Origin of the sequence: Halodurantibacterium flavum (assembly GCF_042681825.1) — a bacterium.
GTDB classification, from domain to species: Bacteria; Pseudomonadota; Alphaproteobacteria; order Rhodobacterales; family Rhodobacteraceae; genus Halodurantibacterium; species Halodurantibacterium flavum.
In genome coordinates, this window is the sequence record NZ_JBHUGH010000030.1 from 1 (window position 1) to 16945 (window position 16945).

At 63.4% G+C, this 16945-nt stretch carries 12 protein-coding genes; 3 read left to right on the forward strand and 9 right to left on the reverse strand.

Annotation, left to right across the window (positions count from 1 at the left end):
- Positions 1–235 precede the first annotated feature (235 nt).
- The 4 genes from ACFSGJ_RS17520 to ACFSGJ_RS17535 form a co-directional block, all read right to left on the reverse strand.
- Entirely contained in the window at positions 236–565 is a 330-nt protein-coding gene (locus ACFSGJ_RS17520; RefSeq protein WP_390264830.1) for a helix-turn-helix domain-containing protein, read from the reverse strand.
- 811 nt (positions 566–1376) lie between these two features.
- Positions 1377–4529 (reverse strand): DUF3427 domain-containing protein, encoded by a 3153-nt coding sequence (locus ACFSGJ_RS17525; protein ID WP_390264833.1) that lies wholly within the window; start codon positions 4527–4529, stop codon positions 1377–1379.
- Complete coding sequence (locus tag ACFSGJ_RS17530; protein WP_390264836.1) at positions 4526–5116, reverse strand: class I SAM-dependent methyltransferase; 591 nt, start codon at positions 5114–5116, stop codon at positions 4526–4528. The genes ACFSGJ_RS17525 and ACFSGJ_RS17530 overlap by 4 nt, the downstream gene beginning before the upstream one ends.
- Before the next feature lie 205 nt (positions 5117–5321).
- Positions 5322–5588 (reverse strand): hypothetical protein, encoded by a 267-nt coding sequence (locus ACFSGJ_RS17535; RefSeq protein WP_390264839.1) that lies wholly within the window; start codon positions 5586–5588, stop codon positions 5322–5324.
- Positions 5589–5591: 3 nt separating this feature from the next.
- Between ACFSGJ_RS17535 and ACFSGJ_RS17540 the strand changes: the two genes are divergently transcribed.
- The gene (locus ACFSGJ_RS17540; RefSeq protein WP_390264841.1) at positions 5592–10961 is read left to right on the forward strand and encodes a RecQ family ATP-dependent DNA helicase; all 5370 of its coding nucleotides are present in this window, start codon (positions 5592–5594) and stop codon (positions 10959–10961) included.
- A 114-nt stretch (positions 10962–11075) separates the two neighbouring features.
- Here ACFSGJ_RS17540 and ACFSGJ_RS17545 read toward each other — a convergent pair whose 3' ends face one another.
- Positions 11076–11228, reverse strand: coding sequence for a helix-turn-helix transcriptional regulator (locus tag ACFSGJ_RS17545; protein ID WP_390264843.1), 153 nt, complete (start codon positions 11226–11228; stop codon positions 11076–11078).
- 292 nt (positions 11229–11520) lie between these two features.
- Here ACFSGJ_RS17545 and ACFSGJ_RS17550 point away from each other — a divergent pair, with 292 nt between their 5' ends.
- Positions 11521–11769, forward strand: a complete 249-nt coding sequence (locus ACFSGJ_RS17550) for a helix-turn-helix domain-containing protein (RefSeq protein WP_166131985.1) — start codon at positions 11521–11523, stop codon at positions 11767–11769.
- A gap of 1 nt (position 11770) precedes the next feature.
- The gene (locus tag ACFSGJ_RS17555) at positions 11771–13105 is read left to right on the forward strand and encodes a type II toxin-antitoxin system HipA family toxin (protein ID WP_390264846.1); all 1335 of its coding nucleotides are present in this window, start codon (positions 11771–11773) and stop codon (positions 13103–13105) included.
- Here ACFSGJ_RS17555 and ACFSGJ_RS17560 read toward each other — a convergent pair.
- From ACFSGJ_RS17560 to ACFSGJ_RS17575, 4 genes are all read right to left on the reverse strand, one after another.
- Positions 13102–14376: a type II toxin-antitoxin system HipA family toxin gene (locus tag ACFSGJ_RS17560; protein ID WP_390264849.1), complete on the reverse strand. Its 1275-nt coding sequence runs from the start codon at positions 14374–14376 to the stop codon at positions 13102–13104. The genes ACFSGJ_RS17555 and ACFSGJ_RS17560 overlap by 4 nt on opposite strands.
- Positions 14376–14780 (reverse strand): helix-turn-helix domain-containing protein, encoded by a 405-nt coding sequence (locus ACFSGJ_RS17565; protein ID WP_390264851.1) that lies wholly within the window; start codon positions 14778–14780, stop codon positions 14376–14378. Before ACFSGJ_RS17565 ends, ACFSGJ_RS17560 begins: the two co-directional genes overlap by 1 nt.
- Positions 14781–14935: 155 nt before the next feature.
- Complete coding sequence (locus ACFSGJ_RS17570) at positions 14936–15532, reverse strand: hypothetical protein (protein ID WP_390264854.1); 597 nt, start codon at positions 15530–15532, stop codon at positions 14936–14938.
- Between the two features lie 296 nt (positions 15533–15828).
- Entirely contained in the window at positions 15829–16686 is an 858-nt protein-coding gene (locus ACFSGJ_RS17575) for a hypothetical protein (RefSeq protein ID WP_390264857.1), read from the reverse strand.
- Positions 16687–16945 lie beyond the last annotated feature (259 nt).

The following is a 16945-nucleotide window of genomic DNA, read 5'->3' on the forward strand; positions in this document are numbered from 1 at the left end:
GCTTCAGCCGCTCCATCTGCTCGTCCGTCAGCCAGAAAAGATTGCTCATCATGCCCCCCGTCAGCGCGGAGCGCTTGAATCACGCAGGGGCGGCGACATCAAGCCAATCAATGGGTCCTGACCCTAAGGTCTGAAGGCTGTCTTTGGTTTCCCGCAGAAGTTCGGCAAGGTCACGTTGCTCCCCCGCTGCGCGAATGGCGACCTATCTAGCGGATATCTCTCACGTGATCCGGCCTTACGGAGCCTCGGCATTGTGGGGTTCCTCGGGTTTCAACCTGTCGAGAATTCGCAGGGCTTTCTCAGCGATAATCAGGCGACCCTTCCGAACTGGCGCCTGCCCTTCGATCTCCTCGGCGAAAAACATCAAGTCTGACTTCCTCACGCCCAACGCTTCGCTATAGCGATCCAGCGTTTCGAGCGTGACCGCCTTAGTGCCGCGTTCGATCTCGGAAATCATCGCTTGCGAAATACCAGTTGCCTGAGACATCTCAGTCTGCGAATAGCCCCAGTACAGGCGAGCCAGTTTAAGGGCCTCGCAGATCATCGCTTTCTTCTTATTAGTCATTTCCGCACCAAAGGGCTGTGAAGGGGTCACCGCCGCTGGCCTTGATCGCACTGAGATTCACTCCCAGTGTCTCCTGATCAAGTCCCAGACGCGGAGCCCGATCAGGATTGCGATATAAACGTATCGCCACCTCGAAGGTTGCTTGCGATGCCGCCGCTGGTGCTGAACTTTTTTCTTGCACATAGGGATAGGTCCTCAGTTCCGACCAGCATGAGCGCTGGCCCCCGTAGGAATGAGGTTCGAGATCAGCGGCGTTTGACCCCTTACATGCCGCACCCAACCCCGGATGGGTGCGGCGCGCGGCCAGCCCCCACCCCGAGACGCAGGTGTGAATCGAAGGCACTAAGCCTTCACAGGGCCTCTGGCCCCAGTTCGCGTCGGGTTCTGTGTATGCAAGGTTCATCACAACGTCATCGTATGCCGAGGCGCCGGGGCGGGTCAAGTAGAATATCGCTCTGAGCAATATGTGATCGGCAAACACGCACGGGGGTGGTATATCGCTTTGTCTGGGCGGTCTAGCGCCGTGGGACACCTGACACTGCGATGCCTGACGAAGCCGCGCAACACCGTCATCCACCGGATGTGGTAGGCTTCCGCCTCGCTACGCATAGGGTAAGCGAACGTCGGCTACTGCAAATTTCTGCGTCCGCAATGCCGCGTTGGGATCGGGCCGCTCTTCGCCCTTCGCCACGGTCTGGGCCTCAGCTGCTCTGGGCCGGCGACGAATGTCCGCTCTTGCACCCTGAGAGCTTTGGCTCGCCGCACCGCAGTCAGTCGGCTTTCCGCCCATTTCGATCGCCGCCCATCAACCCTAGACACCATACAACTCCCGCAGCTGCTGCGGTACCGGCTCGGCAATATCCCACTGCACCGTGATCGGCGCATCCCCCTCCCAGCTCGCGAATTGCACCGGTCCAGCGTAGCGGAACGGGGCTGCGCGCCCATCGCGCAGTTTCGATTTTCGAAGGAACAGGTGAACCGTCCAGCCAGGTTCTGCGCCCGAGATGATGCGACCGCGCATGTCGTCGCGGCGTGTGCTGGTCTGGGTTTGCCAGACAAAGCGCGTGGGGCTCGCGAATTGGTCGGCGTAATGGCTGCCAACGGACATGCTACCTTTGTCCATCGTTACCAGAAGGATCATCGCCCGCACGCCCTTCAGGACCACGATACCAGCGTTCCACGAACCCGTGTTGAAGACCGCTCCGAAATGCGGCGCGATCTTGTCGCGCTGGTATTCCTGCCAGAGGGTCAGTCCCTTGGCTGGGGCTATCGGAGCGGGGGCAGCATCTTCGGCGGCTTCCGCCAAGCCGGCGCCCTCGGGCATGTCAAAGGTCACATCCCGCGCTTGCAGATATCGCAGCAGCCGCCAGTCCACGAGTTCTGAGGCGAGCGCAGCGAGGGCTGCGGCCTCGCCCTCGGCGAACGTGGTCTCGAACGTGCCCGGGCCCAACTGGAACCAGTCCGTCTCGGCCAGTATTTTCAGCGGTTGCTGCATCAGGACCGCGCGCAGCCGGGGCGCATCGTCCGGATCGACACTCAGATCCGCCTTGATCTGCGGGTTGCGACGAGCCAGACGAGCAACGCGCTCCACCAGATCGGTCAGCGCGATCCGGCCTGGGAAGGCTCCCGCTTCGATCATCGCGCGCAAGACCAGCATCTTGTAGCTGCGGGTCATGCGGGTTGTCTCGATTTCGTCCAAAAGCGCGCGATGCGCAGTCCAGGCGCTGCGCTGCGCCTCCGACAGGTCGCCCATGTCGGCCACGAACCCCAGCCAGCCCGCATGCCCTGTGCGACCGGGGTTGAAGAGGGCGTGCTGCACCTCGGAGGCTGTGGGCCGTGTGCCGTGGCGCTCGCGGAAATCGCGGTAGAAGGCGGCCAGTTCCTCGCCGTCGCGCGGCTGGCGGATCAGGGACCGCAGTATGTCGAGCGCCTGCAGGTCATAGGTCACCTCGCAGCCCACAGGGAACTGGATCAGCTTGTCGGTCAGCTGCTCCAGCGCCAACCGCAGCGCGCCGTCACCTGCGCCCAGCTTGAGAAGCGTGCGGAACTTGGTCAGGAAAATCCGGTGGTTGCCGATATAGTCGATGACGGCCAGATGCGTTTTTTCTGCCGAGCGGCGCAATCCACGGCCCAGTTGCTGCAGCCAGATTACCGGGCTTTCGGTCGGGCGCAGCATCAGCACCGTGTCGATCGAGGGCACATCGACACCTTCGTTGAACATGTCGACCGCGAAGACGATGTCGAGATCGCCATCCTCCAGCGCCTTCAGCGCGCTGGCCCGAGGGGCGGAGGTGTCCCCGGAATGGACCGCCACGGCCCGCAGACCGCGCGCTTGCGCGAAATCGGCCATGAAATCGGCGTGGCGGCGGGACACGCAGAAGCCGATGGTCTTCGTGCCGCCGCGTTTCGCGAGCTGCTCAAGCGCGTTTTCAGCGCGAGCCTGGGTGGCGACCGCTTCGGTCAGCGCAGCCTCGTCGAACCGCCCGCTGCGCCAGGGGATCTGGGAGTATTCGACCGGGTCAGGCACGCCGAAATAGTGGAATGGGGCCAGAAGCCCCCGGTCGATACCCGACCAGAGATCGCATTCGTAGACAAGGTTTTCCTCGCACAGCCCCAACAAGTCGCCACCATCGCTACGGTCGGGCGTGGCGGTCAGGCCCAGCAGGAAGCCGGGCTGGAAATGGTCGATGATCCGCCGATAGGTTGCGGCGGCCGCGTGGTGGAATTCGTCGATGACGATGTAATCAAACGCCCGCGGATTGAACCGGGTCAGATGCGCATTTCGCGCGAGAGTCTGTACAGAGGCGAAGACGATGTCAGCCTCGGCGTTCTTTTCCTCACCTGAGTAGCGCCCAAGCCGGGCGCGAGGCCGGACAGCGCGGAAGGCGGCCATGGCTTGGGTCAGGATTTCCTCGCGATGCGCGACGAACAGGACGCGGGCCGCATCCGCGCTGTCGAAAGCCGCGAGGAATGTCTTGCCCAGCCCGGTAGCCAGCACAACAAGCCCCGCGCCGTAGCCCTTCGCCCGGGTCGCCCGCAGGGCCGCCAGCGCTTCGGCCTGAATCTCGTGCGGGGTGGGGGCGGTTTCCGGGGCTTCTATCGGTGCGCCGCTGGCCGTGGGCAGGGGTGCGATGCGACGCGCCTCGTAAGCGTCGATCCAGGCGGGCGTCAGCTCTGTGACCTCGGGCCGGGCGAGCAGCGCCCCGAAGGCCTCGCGGGCGGCCAGAAGCGGGGCAGGATCGACCGGATCTACATGACGCAGGTTCCATTCGACGCCGTCTGTCAGCGCCGACCGGGATAGGTTCGACGATCCGACGATCAGCGCCCCGCCGTCGCCCGCAAATGTGAACATCCAGGCCTTGGGGTGAAACGGGATCTGCGCAGCCTGAAACACATGCAGCCTGCGTGCGCCCTCAAGGTCGGCAATCAGTCGTAGCGCCGCCGGTTCCGTCACGCCCAGATAATCGCCGGTCAAGAGCCGCAGCTCGCCGCCACGGTCCAGCAGATCGCGCAGATGCGGCAGCACCAGCCTGACGCCGGAGGTCATCAGGAAGGACACCGACAGATCGACGGCGCGCGCGCGATCAATGAGGGGGCGCAGATGGGCGTGCAGCGCATCTTCACCGCCCGAGATCAACGGGCGATCATGGGGCATGCCCGGCAAGGGACCGGGTGCCGCCACTGGCGGATCAAGGCGCAGGTGGACATGGCCGCCAGTCTCGACAAGCGTCACCCGCGCGGTTGTGCCCTCGGTCTCGAGGAGGGCCTGCGCCGCCCCGATCTTGGCAGCAAGGGCCGCTTGATCTGCGGCGGAAAGATCCCGCCAGCGGGCGACATGACGACGGGGCGCAAGGGCAAGACCCGCGCCGTGGCGGATCAGGATGACCTGGGCGTCGCATTCCACGATGGCGCTGGCGGCGGCATCGCAGAGAGGACAGGGCAGGTCATCTGCCCTGCAACTCATCGCTTGACCACCACAGCATTCACCCACACTTCTGACGCCCGATCCGGGCGGCAATCGCGGCTCTCCCAGATGTCAGGTTCGATGAACGCGCCGCATCCGTCCAGGAGTGCTGCCAGATTTTCCACAGTCCTGTCGGTGAAGCGGCGGCCGTCCTTCACCCGCTCGCCGGTGCCGCGCTTGAATGACAAGTAGAGCGCGCCGTCGGGAACCAGATGCGCGGCAAGGCGGTCGACGACTCCGGGCAGGTCCGCATAGGCCACATGCAGCAGGGACGCGCAGGCCCAGATGCCTTCGAACGAATGCTCCCAGGTGAAGTCCTCGAAACGCATCCGTCGGGTCTCGACTGCCGCATGCGCTTGCGTGGCAGCAACCATGGCGGGCGAAGCATCGAAGGCCTTCACATCGTAGCCCAAAACGCGGAAAGCCAGCGCATCGCGCCCTGACCCTGATCCGGCATCGAGAATACGTGCTGGACCATCCGCCCGCGCAGGCACAGCCGCCAGAAACCGCTCTCGCGCATCCGACATATCGACGTAGCGCGTGGTGGCGACGAATGCATTCGCGTTGCTGTCGTAGTAATTGGTCAACGTGGGGTCCGATCTGGCTCTTTCAGCCGTATCTTCTCAATAAATCATGGGTTGGACCAGGTGATGAAAAGGGGTCGTGAGCACCAATTTCTTCGGGATGGCGGCCTGACCAACACCCAGCTCTCGTCCGCAATGCGCTTGGAGGGCTAGGTTTGACACAAATGTCCCGTTTGACGATCATTTTTGCTGACTTGCTTGTGTTTGGTCATGGAAACGTATCCTTTGTTTCTAATTGGTTCCGGAGCTTGGTTAAACCATGGAAGAAAGGCATGGCGCGTTGTTGTCGCGATGCTTGGCTGTCGATCTGGAGGTCGACCCAAGCACTGCCCGCGTCTTTGCCATGGCCGCGGTTCGTCACGATGACTGCCGTGTCCTGATCACGCGCGGCGAGCCGAGCGTCCGCCAGCTTGACGATCTCGAAGCCGCCATAAGCGACGTTGATTACCCGATCGGCCACAACTTTCTCAGCCATGACATGCAGCACCTGATCGCTGCGAGGCCACGCCTTGCGCGGATGATGGACGCGCCGATCGACACGCTCTGGCTCAACCCGCTCGCCTTTCCGCGCAACCCGTATCACCATCTGGTCAAGCATTATCAGGATGGTCGCCTCGCCAAGGGGCATGTCAACGACCCCGAACTGGACGCAAGGCTGGTGTTCGAGGTTTTGGCCAACCAGCTCGATGCCTTTGCCAACCTGAAAAAAACCCAGCCTGATGCCTTGGCCGCCTATCACTATCTCACGACGCGGATGGAGCGGGCAGCGGGCTTTGATGCTGTCTTTGCCTATGTTCGCGCAGCGCCTTGTCCAAACGAAAACGAGGTACATGCGGCCCTGCATCGAATGCTATGTGGCAAAGCTTGCCAAAAGCGGATCGACCAGACGCTGGGCCGCCTGTCCAACCCGCGCAATGGCTGGGCGATGGCCTATGCGCTGTCCTGGATCACGGTGGCGGGCGGGGACTCGGTCATGCCGCCCTGGGTTCGTGCGCAGTTCCGGGAGGCTTCCCTGATCGTGCGCCATCTGCGCGACACCTCGTGCCGCGACCCCGGCTGCAGCTGGTGTGCCGAACAGAATGATCCTGTGCGCGCGCTGCAGCGATGGTTCGGCTTCGATGCCTTCCGCCCGGAACCCGTGGACCCCGAAGGCCGCCCCTTGCAGGAGCGTATCGTCGACGAAGGCATGTCCGGCAGAAGTCTTCTGGGCATCTTGCCGACCGGCACAGGAAAATCACTGTGTTATCAGGTGCCTGCCCTGTCGCGCTACGACAAGACGGGTGCCCTGACGGTCGTGATCTCGCCCCTTGTCGCGCTGATGGCTGACCAGGTGCAGGGGATGGAGCGGGCAGGGATTTCCTGTGCCGTGACGATCAACGGCATGATGTCGATGCCGGAACGGCAGGATGCGCTCGACAAGGTGCGCATGGGCGATGCGGCCATTCTCATCATCTCGCCCGAGCAGCTGCGCAGCACGTCGATCCGTTCAGTTCTGGCCCAGAGGGAGGTCGGGTTCTGGGTCGTTGACGAGGCGCATTGCGTCTCGAAATGGGGCCATGATTTCCGGCCCGATTATCGCTATCTCGGGCGCTTTATCCGCGAGTTTTCCGGCGATCAGACGCCCGCGCCCATCACCTGCCTGACAGCCACCGCCAAGCCCGAGGTGGTGGCCGATATCGTCGAACATTTCCGAACGCGCCTTGGCGGCGATCTGCTGACGTTGGATGGCGGGGCATCGCGGCCGAACCTGGCTTTTGCGGTCCGTCCCACGACCAAGGCCGAGAAGCTGGTCCATGTCCTGGCCACGATCGAGGAATTCCTGCCGCCCGACGGGCGGTCCGGGGCGGTCGTCTATTGCGCCTCGCGCAAGGAAACACACCGCGTGGCCGAGTTCCTAGAGGCTCAGGGCCTGGATGCCGCCGCCTTTCATGCGGGGCTCGGGGCGGACGAGAAGAAAGAGGTGCAGGAAAGGTTCCGGGTGGGCGATTTGCGCGTGATCGCGGCGACCAATGCGTTTGGCATGGGGATAGACAAGCCCGATATCCGCCTTGTCGTGCATGCCGACATTCCCGGTTCGCTGGAAAATTACCTGCAGGAAGCCGGGCGGGCCGGGCGGGATCGGAAGGATGCCCATTGTGTCCTGCTTTTCGCCGCCGATGACATCGAGAACCAGTTCCGCCTGTCCGCCAGTTCCCGCCTGCAACGCCACGAGATCGGCGCGATCCTCAAGGCGCTGCGACGGATCGATGAGAGAACCAAGAAGACGGGCACTATAGTCGCCACCTCGGGCGAAATCATCCGCTCCGAAAAAGACCGCGAATTCGACCGGGACAGCGCGACCGACGACACGCGCGTCAAGACGGCGGTCTCCTGGCTTGAGGAAGCGACGCTCGTCTCGCGCGAGGAAAACCGGGTGCAGGTTTTCCCGTCCTCGCTCCGCACCCGGACGCTGGACGAGGCGCGCGCGCGCCTGGCCACCGCCGAGATCACCGAGACCTATCGCAAGCAACTGATCGACATCATAGCGCATCTAATGTCGACGCCCGCTGACGAAGGCGTCTCGACCGACGATCTGTCCGCAGCCTGTGGTCTGGCTCCCGGTGCCCTGTCCAAGGCCATGGCTGACCTTGAGAGCCTGGGCCTTGCGCGAAACGACGTGGCCATGACGGTCTTCGTCCATGTCGGCGTGGCCCAGGCCTCAGCGGCTCGTCTTGCCGATGCGGCTCGGCTTGAGGTCGATCTGATCGAGCTCATGCAAGAACTGGCACCCGATGCCGATGACAGGGTGCCCAACCCCCTGCATCTTGCCGAGACATGCCAGCGCCTGCGCGACCGGGGTCATGCGAGTGCAAGGCCCGACATCGTGGACAAGCTCCTGCGGGGCATCGCGCGAGATGGACGAGGGCAGGATGGCGGCAAGGGCAACATCAGCCTCAGGACGGCCAGCCGCAACACTCTGCTGGTCACTCTTGAGCGCCCGTGGAAAACGGTTGCGCAGACTGCAGAACTGCGCCGCGCGGCCGCTGGTCTGTTGCTAGAACACCTGATCGGTCGCCTCGACAAGGGGGCGCGCGGCAAGGATCTGCAAGTCGACACCACCGTGGGCGATCTGCTCGCTCAGATCCTGCAAGATGCCTTTTTGCAAAGCAGCGGCATCCGCGACATGACCAAGCTGCTGGAGCGGTCGCTCCTGTGGCTGCACGAGCAAGACGTGGTGACACTGGGCAAGGGCCTGACCGTGTTCCGTCCGGCGATGACGATCTGCCTGAATCCGAAAGGCGGGACTTTCACGCAGACCGATTTTTCGCCGCTCGAGGATCATTACGCCGAGCAGACGCTGCAGACCCATGTGATGGCGGCCTATGCCGAAACGGGCCTGTCTTCCATGCCCGACGCGATGCGCCTGTCCGAGGATTACTTCCTTCTGAACAAGGACCAGTTTCTCAAGCGATGGATGCCCGGCAAGGCGAGCCAGATCCGCCGCCAGACCACCGGCAAATCCTGGAAATCCATCGTCGAGGATCTGGGCAATAAGACGCAACAGGAGATCGTGACCGATGATCGGGACCGCACCAATGTCCTGATCCTGGCCGGTCCGGGGTCGGGCAAGACACGGGTTCTGGTCCACCGGATCGCATACCTCTTGCGGATCAAGCGCGAGGATCCGCGCGGTATTCTCGTGCTGGCCTACAACCGCCATGCCGCCGCCGAAATCCGCGCCCGGCTGCGCGCGCTGGTGGGCGATGATGCCGTGGGCGTAACCATTTCCACCTGTCACGCGCTGGCCATGAAACTGGTCGGCGCGAGTTTCGCAGGGGTGCAGGCCGCGTCCGAGGATTTCGATACGGTCGTGATGGAAGCGGTGCGCCAGCTCAACCCCGAAGGCCTCACAAAATCCGAGGCCGAGGCCCAGCGGGAAGCCCTGATCCAGGGCTATCGCTGGATCCTGGTCGATGAATACCAGGACATCGGCCCGCAGGAATATGCGCTTATCGCCGCCGTGGCCGGGCGCACGCTGGAAGACGCCGACCTCAAGCTCAGCCTCTTTGCGGTCGGGGATGACGATCAGAACATCTACGCCTTTAGCGGTGCATCGGTCGAATACATCCGCAGGTTCGAGGAGGACTATAAGGCAAGGCCGTCGTTCCTCGTGGAAAACTACCGATCGACAGCCCACATCATCGATGCCTCCAACCACGTGATTTCGAAAGCCTCGGCCCGGATGAAGCGTGATCACCCGATCCGGATCGATGCGGCGCGGCTGAAGCGCCCCGCAGGCGGGACTCTGGGACAGGCCGATACGGTCGCCAAAGGTCGGGTTCAGCTTCTCGACGTGCCGCCGGGCGACATGGCGCAGGCCGCTGCCGCGATTGACGAACTCATCCGGCTGTCGCGCCTCGATCCGGACTGGAACTGGAACCGCGCTGCGGTGATTTCGCGGACATGGCATGCCCTGAATGCCGTGCGCGCCTATGCCGAGGCGCAGGGGATCAAGGTCGAGATGGCGAACGAGGACATGCCTAACATATGGCGCCTGCGCGAAACGCAGCGCCTTGTTGCAGGGCTGCGTCAACGCAAGGCGGCGTTGCTGGGCATCCAGGATATTCTCGACATCCTCAACGAACAGCCCCTGAACAGATGGATCAGCCTGTTGGCCGAAGGGATCGCCGATCTGGCGCGGGAATTGAACACCGGCACCATGCCCGTTCCAGACATCATCGAGTGGATCGCCGAATGGGCGCGCGATACGCGGGGCCAGCAACGGGGTCTGCTCTTGCTGACGGCGCACCGCGCCAAGGGCCTCGAGTTTGACCACGTGGTCATCCTGAACGGCGATTGGCGCAATCCGTCGCGGAACGAAGACCCGGATGCGCCGCGGCGCCTGTTCTATGTGGCCATGACCCGCGCCCGTCAAAGCCTGACCGTGCTGACCCAAGGGATGCATCATCTGCTGGACGTAGAAGCGCCTTCGGTTCTGCGTCGCAAAGTTGCCGTCGAGGCGACGCATGACCTTCCCGCTGCCGACATCTATGTCTTGCCAAGCCTGAGATTGGTCGATCTCTCGTTTGCCGGGCGGAAGCACGTCAGCCAACATAGTTTAGCAGCCATCCGCGACGCAAAGGCGGGTGATCCGCTGACGCTTGAACTGCGGGACGGGAAATGGGTGCTGATCGATGCCGGCGGACGATTGCTTGGTCGGATGGTCAATGCCTGGCAACCTCCACCGGGCCATGCCTTCGACAAGGGCCAAGTGGGTGCTATCGTCAATTGGCGTAAAGTCGACAACAAGGAAGAGTTTCACGGTACTCTGAGCCGCGATAGCTGGGAAACCGTTCTGCCCGAGTTGATCTTTAGGCCGCTGCGCGAAGAAACTCGCAACCGGCTACCTGTCGGTGAGCTTAAAGCGCGGGAACCCAAGACCCAGCCCGTCGTTAGTAACGCTGCAGTGGCGACAAGCACGGAAGGTGCGGTTTCCGACGCGCTCCAGGACGACCTCGCCATTGTCGCAACGATTATCCGGGACGCCCTCTCTGCTACAAGTAGCTGGAAAGCGCTTGTCGCAAACCTAGAGCGCAAGGACATCACGCTTATCCCTAAGAGCGGTGGGCTGGTCGTTGTAGACGCGAAAAGCGGGGCGGATATCTGCAAGCTTTCCGCGATCGGCCTTCGATATCTCGACCTGATCAAGAGGTTCGGCGAGGGGTTTCCGGGCCATCCCGCGACTTGGTTGGTGGAGCGTGCGCTGTCAGATGGCTACACCGCCAAGGCACAATCCAAACCCAGAAAGGGCCGAACAAATCGTAGAACCGGGCGGGGGGGCGACGACATCACTCTCGTTGAAGACTGAACTTCGTTTCATGCGGATCGTAGTCAGGGCGGCGACCGCTGTGGGTACGGCTACTTCCGTGCCGTGACTGTTGGTGTGCGACCATCAAGGTGCATTTGTCGATCGCCTATCGACCTAGGCGCCGCTGGTACCGGTCTCGATGTTGGACACCGTGCGCTGCCAGACGCCCGCGCGGGCGGCAAGCTCGGCCTGCGTCAGGCCCTTGGCCTTGCAGGCGGCGCGCAGTGCTTGGCTGAGATCCTTGGTGGTGCGGGCGATCTGATCCATCCGGGTGATCCTTTCCCGATGAAGATGATCGGGAGATCATATGGAGCCAATATGTTCTGTGGGTGATAATTGCGATTTATGGCCCCAAGACATTTTCCATCTGCGTTGGTCTTTGCCTTCTACCGGGCAAGTGGTGGTGGATCGTCGACCGTGTATGGCACGACTGCTTGATGCCGGTCGGCATGAATTTCCCCTACGCACAGAGACTGAGAATTAGCCCATGGGCTGTATCCGAATCTTATATCTCTAGGGCTATATTGACAAAATATCGTCCTTGAGCTATCAAAACGCCATGGATACCCTGCCCGCATACCCCATCCGAAGCCTCCGCCAAGCCGGGGCCGTGCTTAAGGCGCGGCGAGCGGCGCGGAAGATCAGCCAGAAGCAGCTTGGCGAGATGACGGGAACGGCACAATCCACCATTTCAGATATCGAGAACGGTGTCGTTTCCGTCAGCCTCGATGTCTACCTGCGTCTTCTCGAGGCCCTCGGTGCCGAACTGTCCGCGACGGACCGTATAGCGGACCCAGGGCAGCGCTAGGATGGCACGCATCGCCCGCGCGGGCCGACGCACACGCCAAAGCAAGACAGCCGTCTGGTACGAAAGGGCGCGGGTGGGCACGCTGACCCGCGCGACGGATGGTGCCATCGCCTTCACCTATGATCCCAACTGGCTCGCGTCCGAAGCCGCTTTTCCGGTTGCCAGTGCCCTTCCGCTGACCAAGCTCAAATGGCAGGGCGATCCCGTTGTCGCCGCCTTCGACAACCTCTTGCCCGATGCCGAAGGCGAGCTGCGCGAGAAGATCGCCGCGCGCGTAGGCGCACAGGGCAAGGATGTGTTCTCCCTGTTGTCCGTGCTGGGGCGCGACTGTGTCGGTGCTTTGCAATTCCTGCCGATGGACGAGGCACCGTCCGAGCAGGACATGCAGTATCGGATAATTTCCGAAGAGGAGATGGTCGCCGACCTGAAGAACCTCGCCGCCGCGCCGCTCGCCCTGGGTGAAGACGAAGATTTCCGGATTTCCATCGCCGGTGCACAGGAAAAGACGGCCTATCTGCGGATCAATGGCCAATGGGCTAAGCCGCGCGGCATCACGCCGACCAGCCATATCTTCAAGACGCCCATGGGCCTCATTCCCGGCCCCGAGCAGATCGACCTGAGCGACAGCGTCGAGAACGAGTTGTTCTGCATGACCTTGGCGCGCGAAATCGGCTTGCCCGCCGCGCATGTCGAAAAGCTCACCCTTCGCGGGCAGGTCGTTCTGTCGGTCGAGCGATTCGACCGCGTCTGGCAGGGCAACACCCTGAAACGCCTGCCGCAAGAGGATATCTGCCAGTCGTTGGGCTACCCCTCTGCCATGAAGTACCAGAGGCTCGGCGGCCCCGGCGTCGCGCAGATCATGGAGCTTTTGCGGGAATCCGACACGCCCATCGAGGACCGGGAGACGTTCTTCCGGGCGCAGATCTTCTTCTTCCTGATCGGGGCTTCGGACGGGCACGCCAAGAACTTCAGCCTGCGTCTGGGGCGTCGGGCGCGGTTCACGCTTGCCCCCCTCTATGACATCCTGAGCGTCGCGCCGGTCGTCCGCGCAGGACGCTTGCAGCGCAAGCGCTACCGCCTCGCCATGTCGATCGACGGCCACTACGGCATCGACGAGATCGTGCCCCGCCACTTCGAGGCCGAGGGCCGCGCGGCGGGTCTGCCCAAGGGCCGCGCCTTGGAGCTGTTGCGGGACATGACCGATCGGCTGGGCCCTGCGCTGGAACGGACGCTTCTGGCGGTGGGCGATCAGGTCCCGGCGGCGGTCAGCGAGCCGATCGCAAGCGATGCGACACAGCGGGCGGCGCAGATGCGGGACCTGCTAAGTCCGATCTAGAGGCGGCAGGCCTTCGCCAGATCCTCGGTCTCGATAGCCGCGCCGACAGCGCTGAAATCGCGGGCATCCATGCCAAGTTGGCCACCGATGCGGCGCCAGGCCCCTGCGATGTGGCGCGCCATGTCACCGGTCATCTGCTCCGCAGTCCGCCTGTCGATGTCGAAGAAGGCGGAGGCATCGAGCGCCGCGTCCATCGAGGGCAGGTTGCCATGGATTTCGGAGATCGCGGTCTGCATCCGGCCGCCCGGGCGGTGTTCGGGATTGATATCGAATGCCGGTGACAGCCGCCAGCCGCCGGGCGCGCGCAAGAAGCCATGATTGCGCAGATGATCGTCGGTGTTGCGGATCAGGATGCCGAAGACCATCCGGCGATACAGTTCAGCGATCTGCCCGGCAGGGTCCACGCAATGGCGGCGCATCGCCATCGCAAGGTCCTCGTAGCTGCTTGCGGCCGTTCCGCCCAATCCCAGAAAGGTCTGGGCCGAGATGAACGGGACCCGGTCCAAGTGATCGGCCCCGACCCTGTCGAAGCGGCGGATGAGGGCGGCCGGGAACCGTTGCGAGGTGTTCAGGATATCCGCGACGCAGGCGTCTATACCCACGTCGCGCGCCAGTCTAAGCGTCATGACCTCGGCGCGGGCGACTGCATAGTCGTCGTCGATCTTGGGCAGCTTGACGATCCAGAGAGCGCCGTCGCGGTCGCGCGCATTCACCTTGGGCCGGGCACCGCCCAGAGAACCGACCGCTTCGGCCAGAAGATCGCCACCAACAAGCTCGGCGCGACGTCGGGCATAGCCGGCGGGATCTTCCTCGAAGGCTCGCGCCTGGCGGATGACCTCGTCGAGATCGTGCAGGCGTGGCACGTTCACGCCGTCAGCGCGCGGTGGGGCAAGCGCAGTGGCCTCCGCCCCGGGACCGTCGAAATAGCGCAAGGCCCCGATCCTCAGACGATCGTCGGACTCGAGCAGGTAGTCGAGCTCGGTCAGATACTGCGTGCCGCGCAGCAATTCGATGATCTTGCGCCCCCAGCTGTCGGGCGCGGTGTCCGTCATCGGCAATGGAAGGGCAGAGCGTTCACCTTCCCGGCGGCCGTAGAAGGGTGCGGCCCCGAGCGGCATGTCCGGCGAAAGCGGAAAGGCCCGTTCAAGCGCGAGCCAGCTTTCATGGTAGGTGAAGGCTGCGGTTTCGCGGGTGCCGTCCGCCTCGAAGATCAATTCGCCCACCGGAACCGCCCGGGCACCGATCCGAACATCGATGCGTCGTGTCGGCATCACCACCCCTCCGGAGCATCGTCAGCGGATTGCGCAGGCGGACCTTGGCTCTTCTCCGACGGTGACCTCCGTCGACGGGAGATGTTCCTGGGCAGCGTCTTCTCAGCCAGCATCAATCCGAGTTCATCTGATGCCGGATCGACGAGGTCGGCCAGACGGTCGAAAAGCCCCAGAACCGACAGGGCCATCGCCAGAGTGTTCAGCGAGACGCCCGGATCGCCCTGTTCCAGGCGGTGCAGCGTGCTGCGTCCAACGCCCATGCGCGCCGCCATGTCGGTTGTGGAGATCCGGCGTGCCCGGCGTGCGCGGGAGATGTCCTGCCCAAGCCGCGCGATACCGCGGGCGATCGAGGGGTGAACCACGCTCCCCTTGGTGCGTGCTGCTTTGTCGGTGCTGGCAGTCATTGTCCTGCATCTCGGTCAGAAGGGTTATTTTTGTCTCACCTATGATACGAAAGATATGATGAGCCATCCCGCCGTTGCAACCCCGACCCTATGTCTTCAGTCGTTTTTTGTTTTGTAAGTGACACAAAAGTCAATTTTCTGTTTTATTTGCGAGACTAATCTGGTTGGCTGGCGTCGGCGAATGCTTCTGACTGCGCCCCCAACCCCTCCAGCGCCTTGTCGACCTCGCGCGCCTTCTTGGCCAGCTGTGCCTCCCACAGACTGCGAAACGCCTCGGCGAATTCGGTGAGGCCTCCGGCGAAGGTGCGGATCGTGGTCATGTCGTCATCGGTGAAGGGTATCGGGCGTCCGCGCAGCTTGGCCTCGTTCAGCTTGCGGGCGATGTGGTTGACCGCGGCGCCTTCGGTGGCGACCTGCGCGCCCCAAGCTTGCAGGTGGTCGAGCACAACCTGATCCACCGGGCACAGCAGGATGTCGGCGGCCCCCATCAGGCAGCGCAGCGCGGCAGGTTGGTCGGTAATGCCACGGCGCTCAAGCGCGGCCTGAAACCCTGCAAGTTGGCGCGCGCTCAGGCGCATGCTGATCGTCTTGGTGGGGCCAGGGCGCGTGCCTTTGGCCCGGCTCAGCGTGCTGTAGATCGTCCGAGTCGAGACGCCGAAGCGGGGGGCCAGATCGGCAGCAGGGGTGCCCCCGGTGCGTGCCTCGATGATCTGGCGGCGTTCGTCGTCGGTCAGTTTGCGGTGGTGGCGCATGTGAAGTTTACGTTCCTATTTCTTGCCAACTTCCTCCAAGCCCCCCGCCTCCCAGCGACAGCGGAGGCGGGTCAGGGGATTGGAGTCCGTTTCGGTGGGTTTGCAGGGCAGGACGGGGTGTAGGGGACGCGAGGCGGGAAACGCGATGCGCACAGCATGGGGCACCGAACGCGGCGCACAGGACGCGATGCGCGATGCGGAAGGCGCGGCGCAGGGGCCGCGGGACAGGCGACACGCTCCAGAAAGCGCGATGCATGGGACGCGATGCGCGGTGCATTTTGCAGAGGACGCGCCGCTCATCCCGCCAAACCCGCCGCGCGCAGCTGGCCATCTGTCACCAGCCCCGCCGCCACCAGCGCCGTCACCTGCGGGCCGGTGATGTGTTTGCACATCGGGCTGCGGTCGCGGACCCATGCCGCCAGCCGGGTGTGATGGTCGGCGGTCAGCGCCGTCCGTGCCTGCCGTTCCTCGGCCATCGCCTCAAGGAAGCGCTGCCAGCGGCGGGCGGCGAACCAGTTGTCGGAAAAACAGACCTTCGACCGGGTGAAACCCGCGCTTTCGGTCGCATAGGCCTGAACGGCGCGCAGCAGGTCGTCGGGGTCGATCCCCTCGGCCAGCGCCTCGGCAATCGCGCTCACACTCGCCGCCTTACCGCGCTGCCGGTCCTTGGGGTAGGCGGCGCAGATCTTTTCAACCCTTTCATCCACCGCCGCCACCGCGCGCTTGCGCGTAGGTGGTTTATGGATGGTTTCAGGGTGGTTTGGGGTCCACCGTGGACCCGGTACCCCGTCCGCCCTGGACCCCCTACCGGGGTCACGCTGGACGGGGTCCACTGTGGACCCCGTTCCTTCGTCAGGTTCGGCGGAGCTTTCCAAGGCCATCACGCGGTCCAGCACGATCCGGTAGATCACCGTGAACCCGTTCTTGCAGGGCCGCCGCCCGGTCTCGACCAGGATGCCCTCGCGCAGGAAGTCGGTGATGGTCCGCTTGACCGTGCTTTCGCCCAGCTCGGTGTGGCGTTGGATCGTACCCTTGGAACACCAGATGCCCGAGCCGTCATCGCTCGCCTTGTCGGCCAGGAACATGATGATCTGCTTGCGCGCGGCGCTGCCGAAGATGCGGTCGGCGCAGAGATTGGCGACCTTCCAGCTCATGCGCAGGCCCCCGGAAAGGGGGCGTGGCGACACATCAAAGGCGGATCATATTGCTTGACAGATCGGAAAACGTCGCCGCACCATCCGCCAAAAGCCCCTTTCCGGGCCCGCAAATGGTTTGACAATCGGCTGCTAGGGTCAGGACCCATTGATTGGCTTGATGTCGCCGCCCCTGCGTGATTCAAGCGCTCCGCGCTGACGGGGGGCATGATGAGCAATCTTTTCTGGCTGACGGACGAGCAGATGGAGCGGCTGAAGC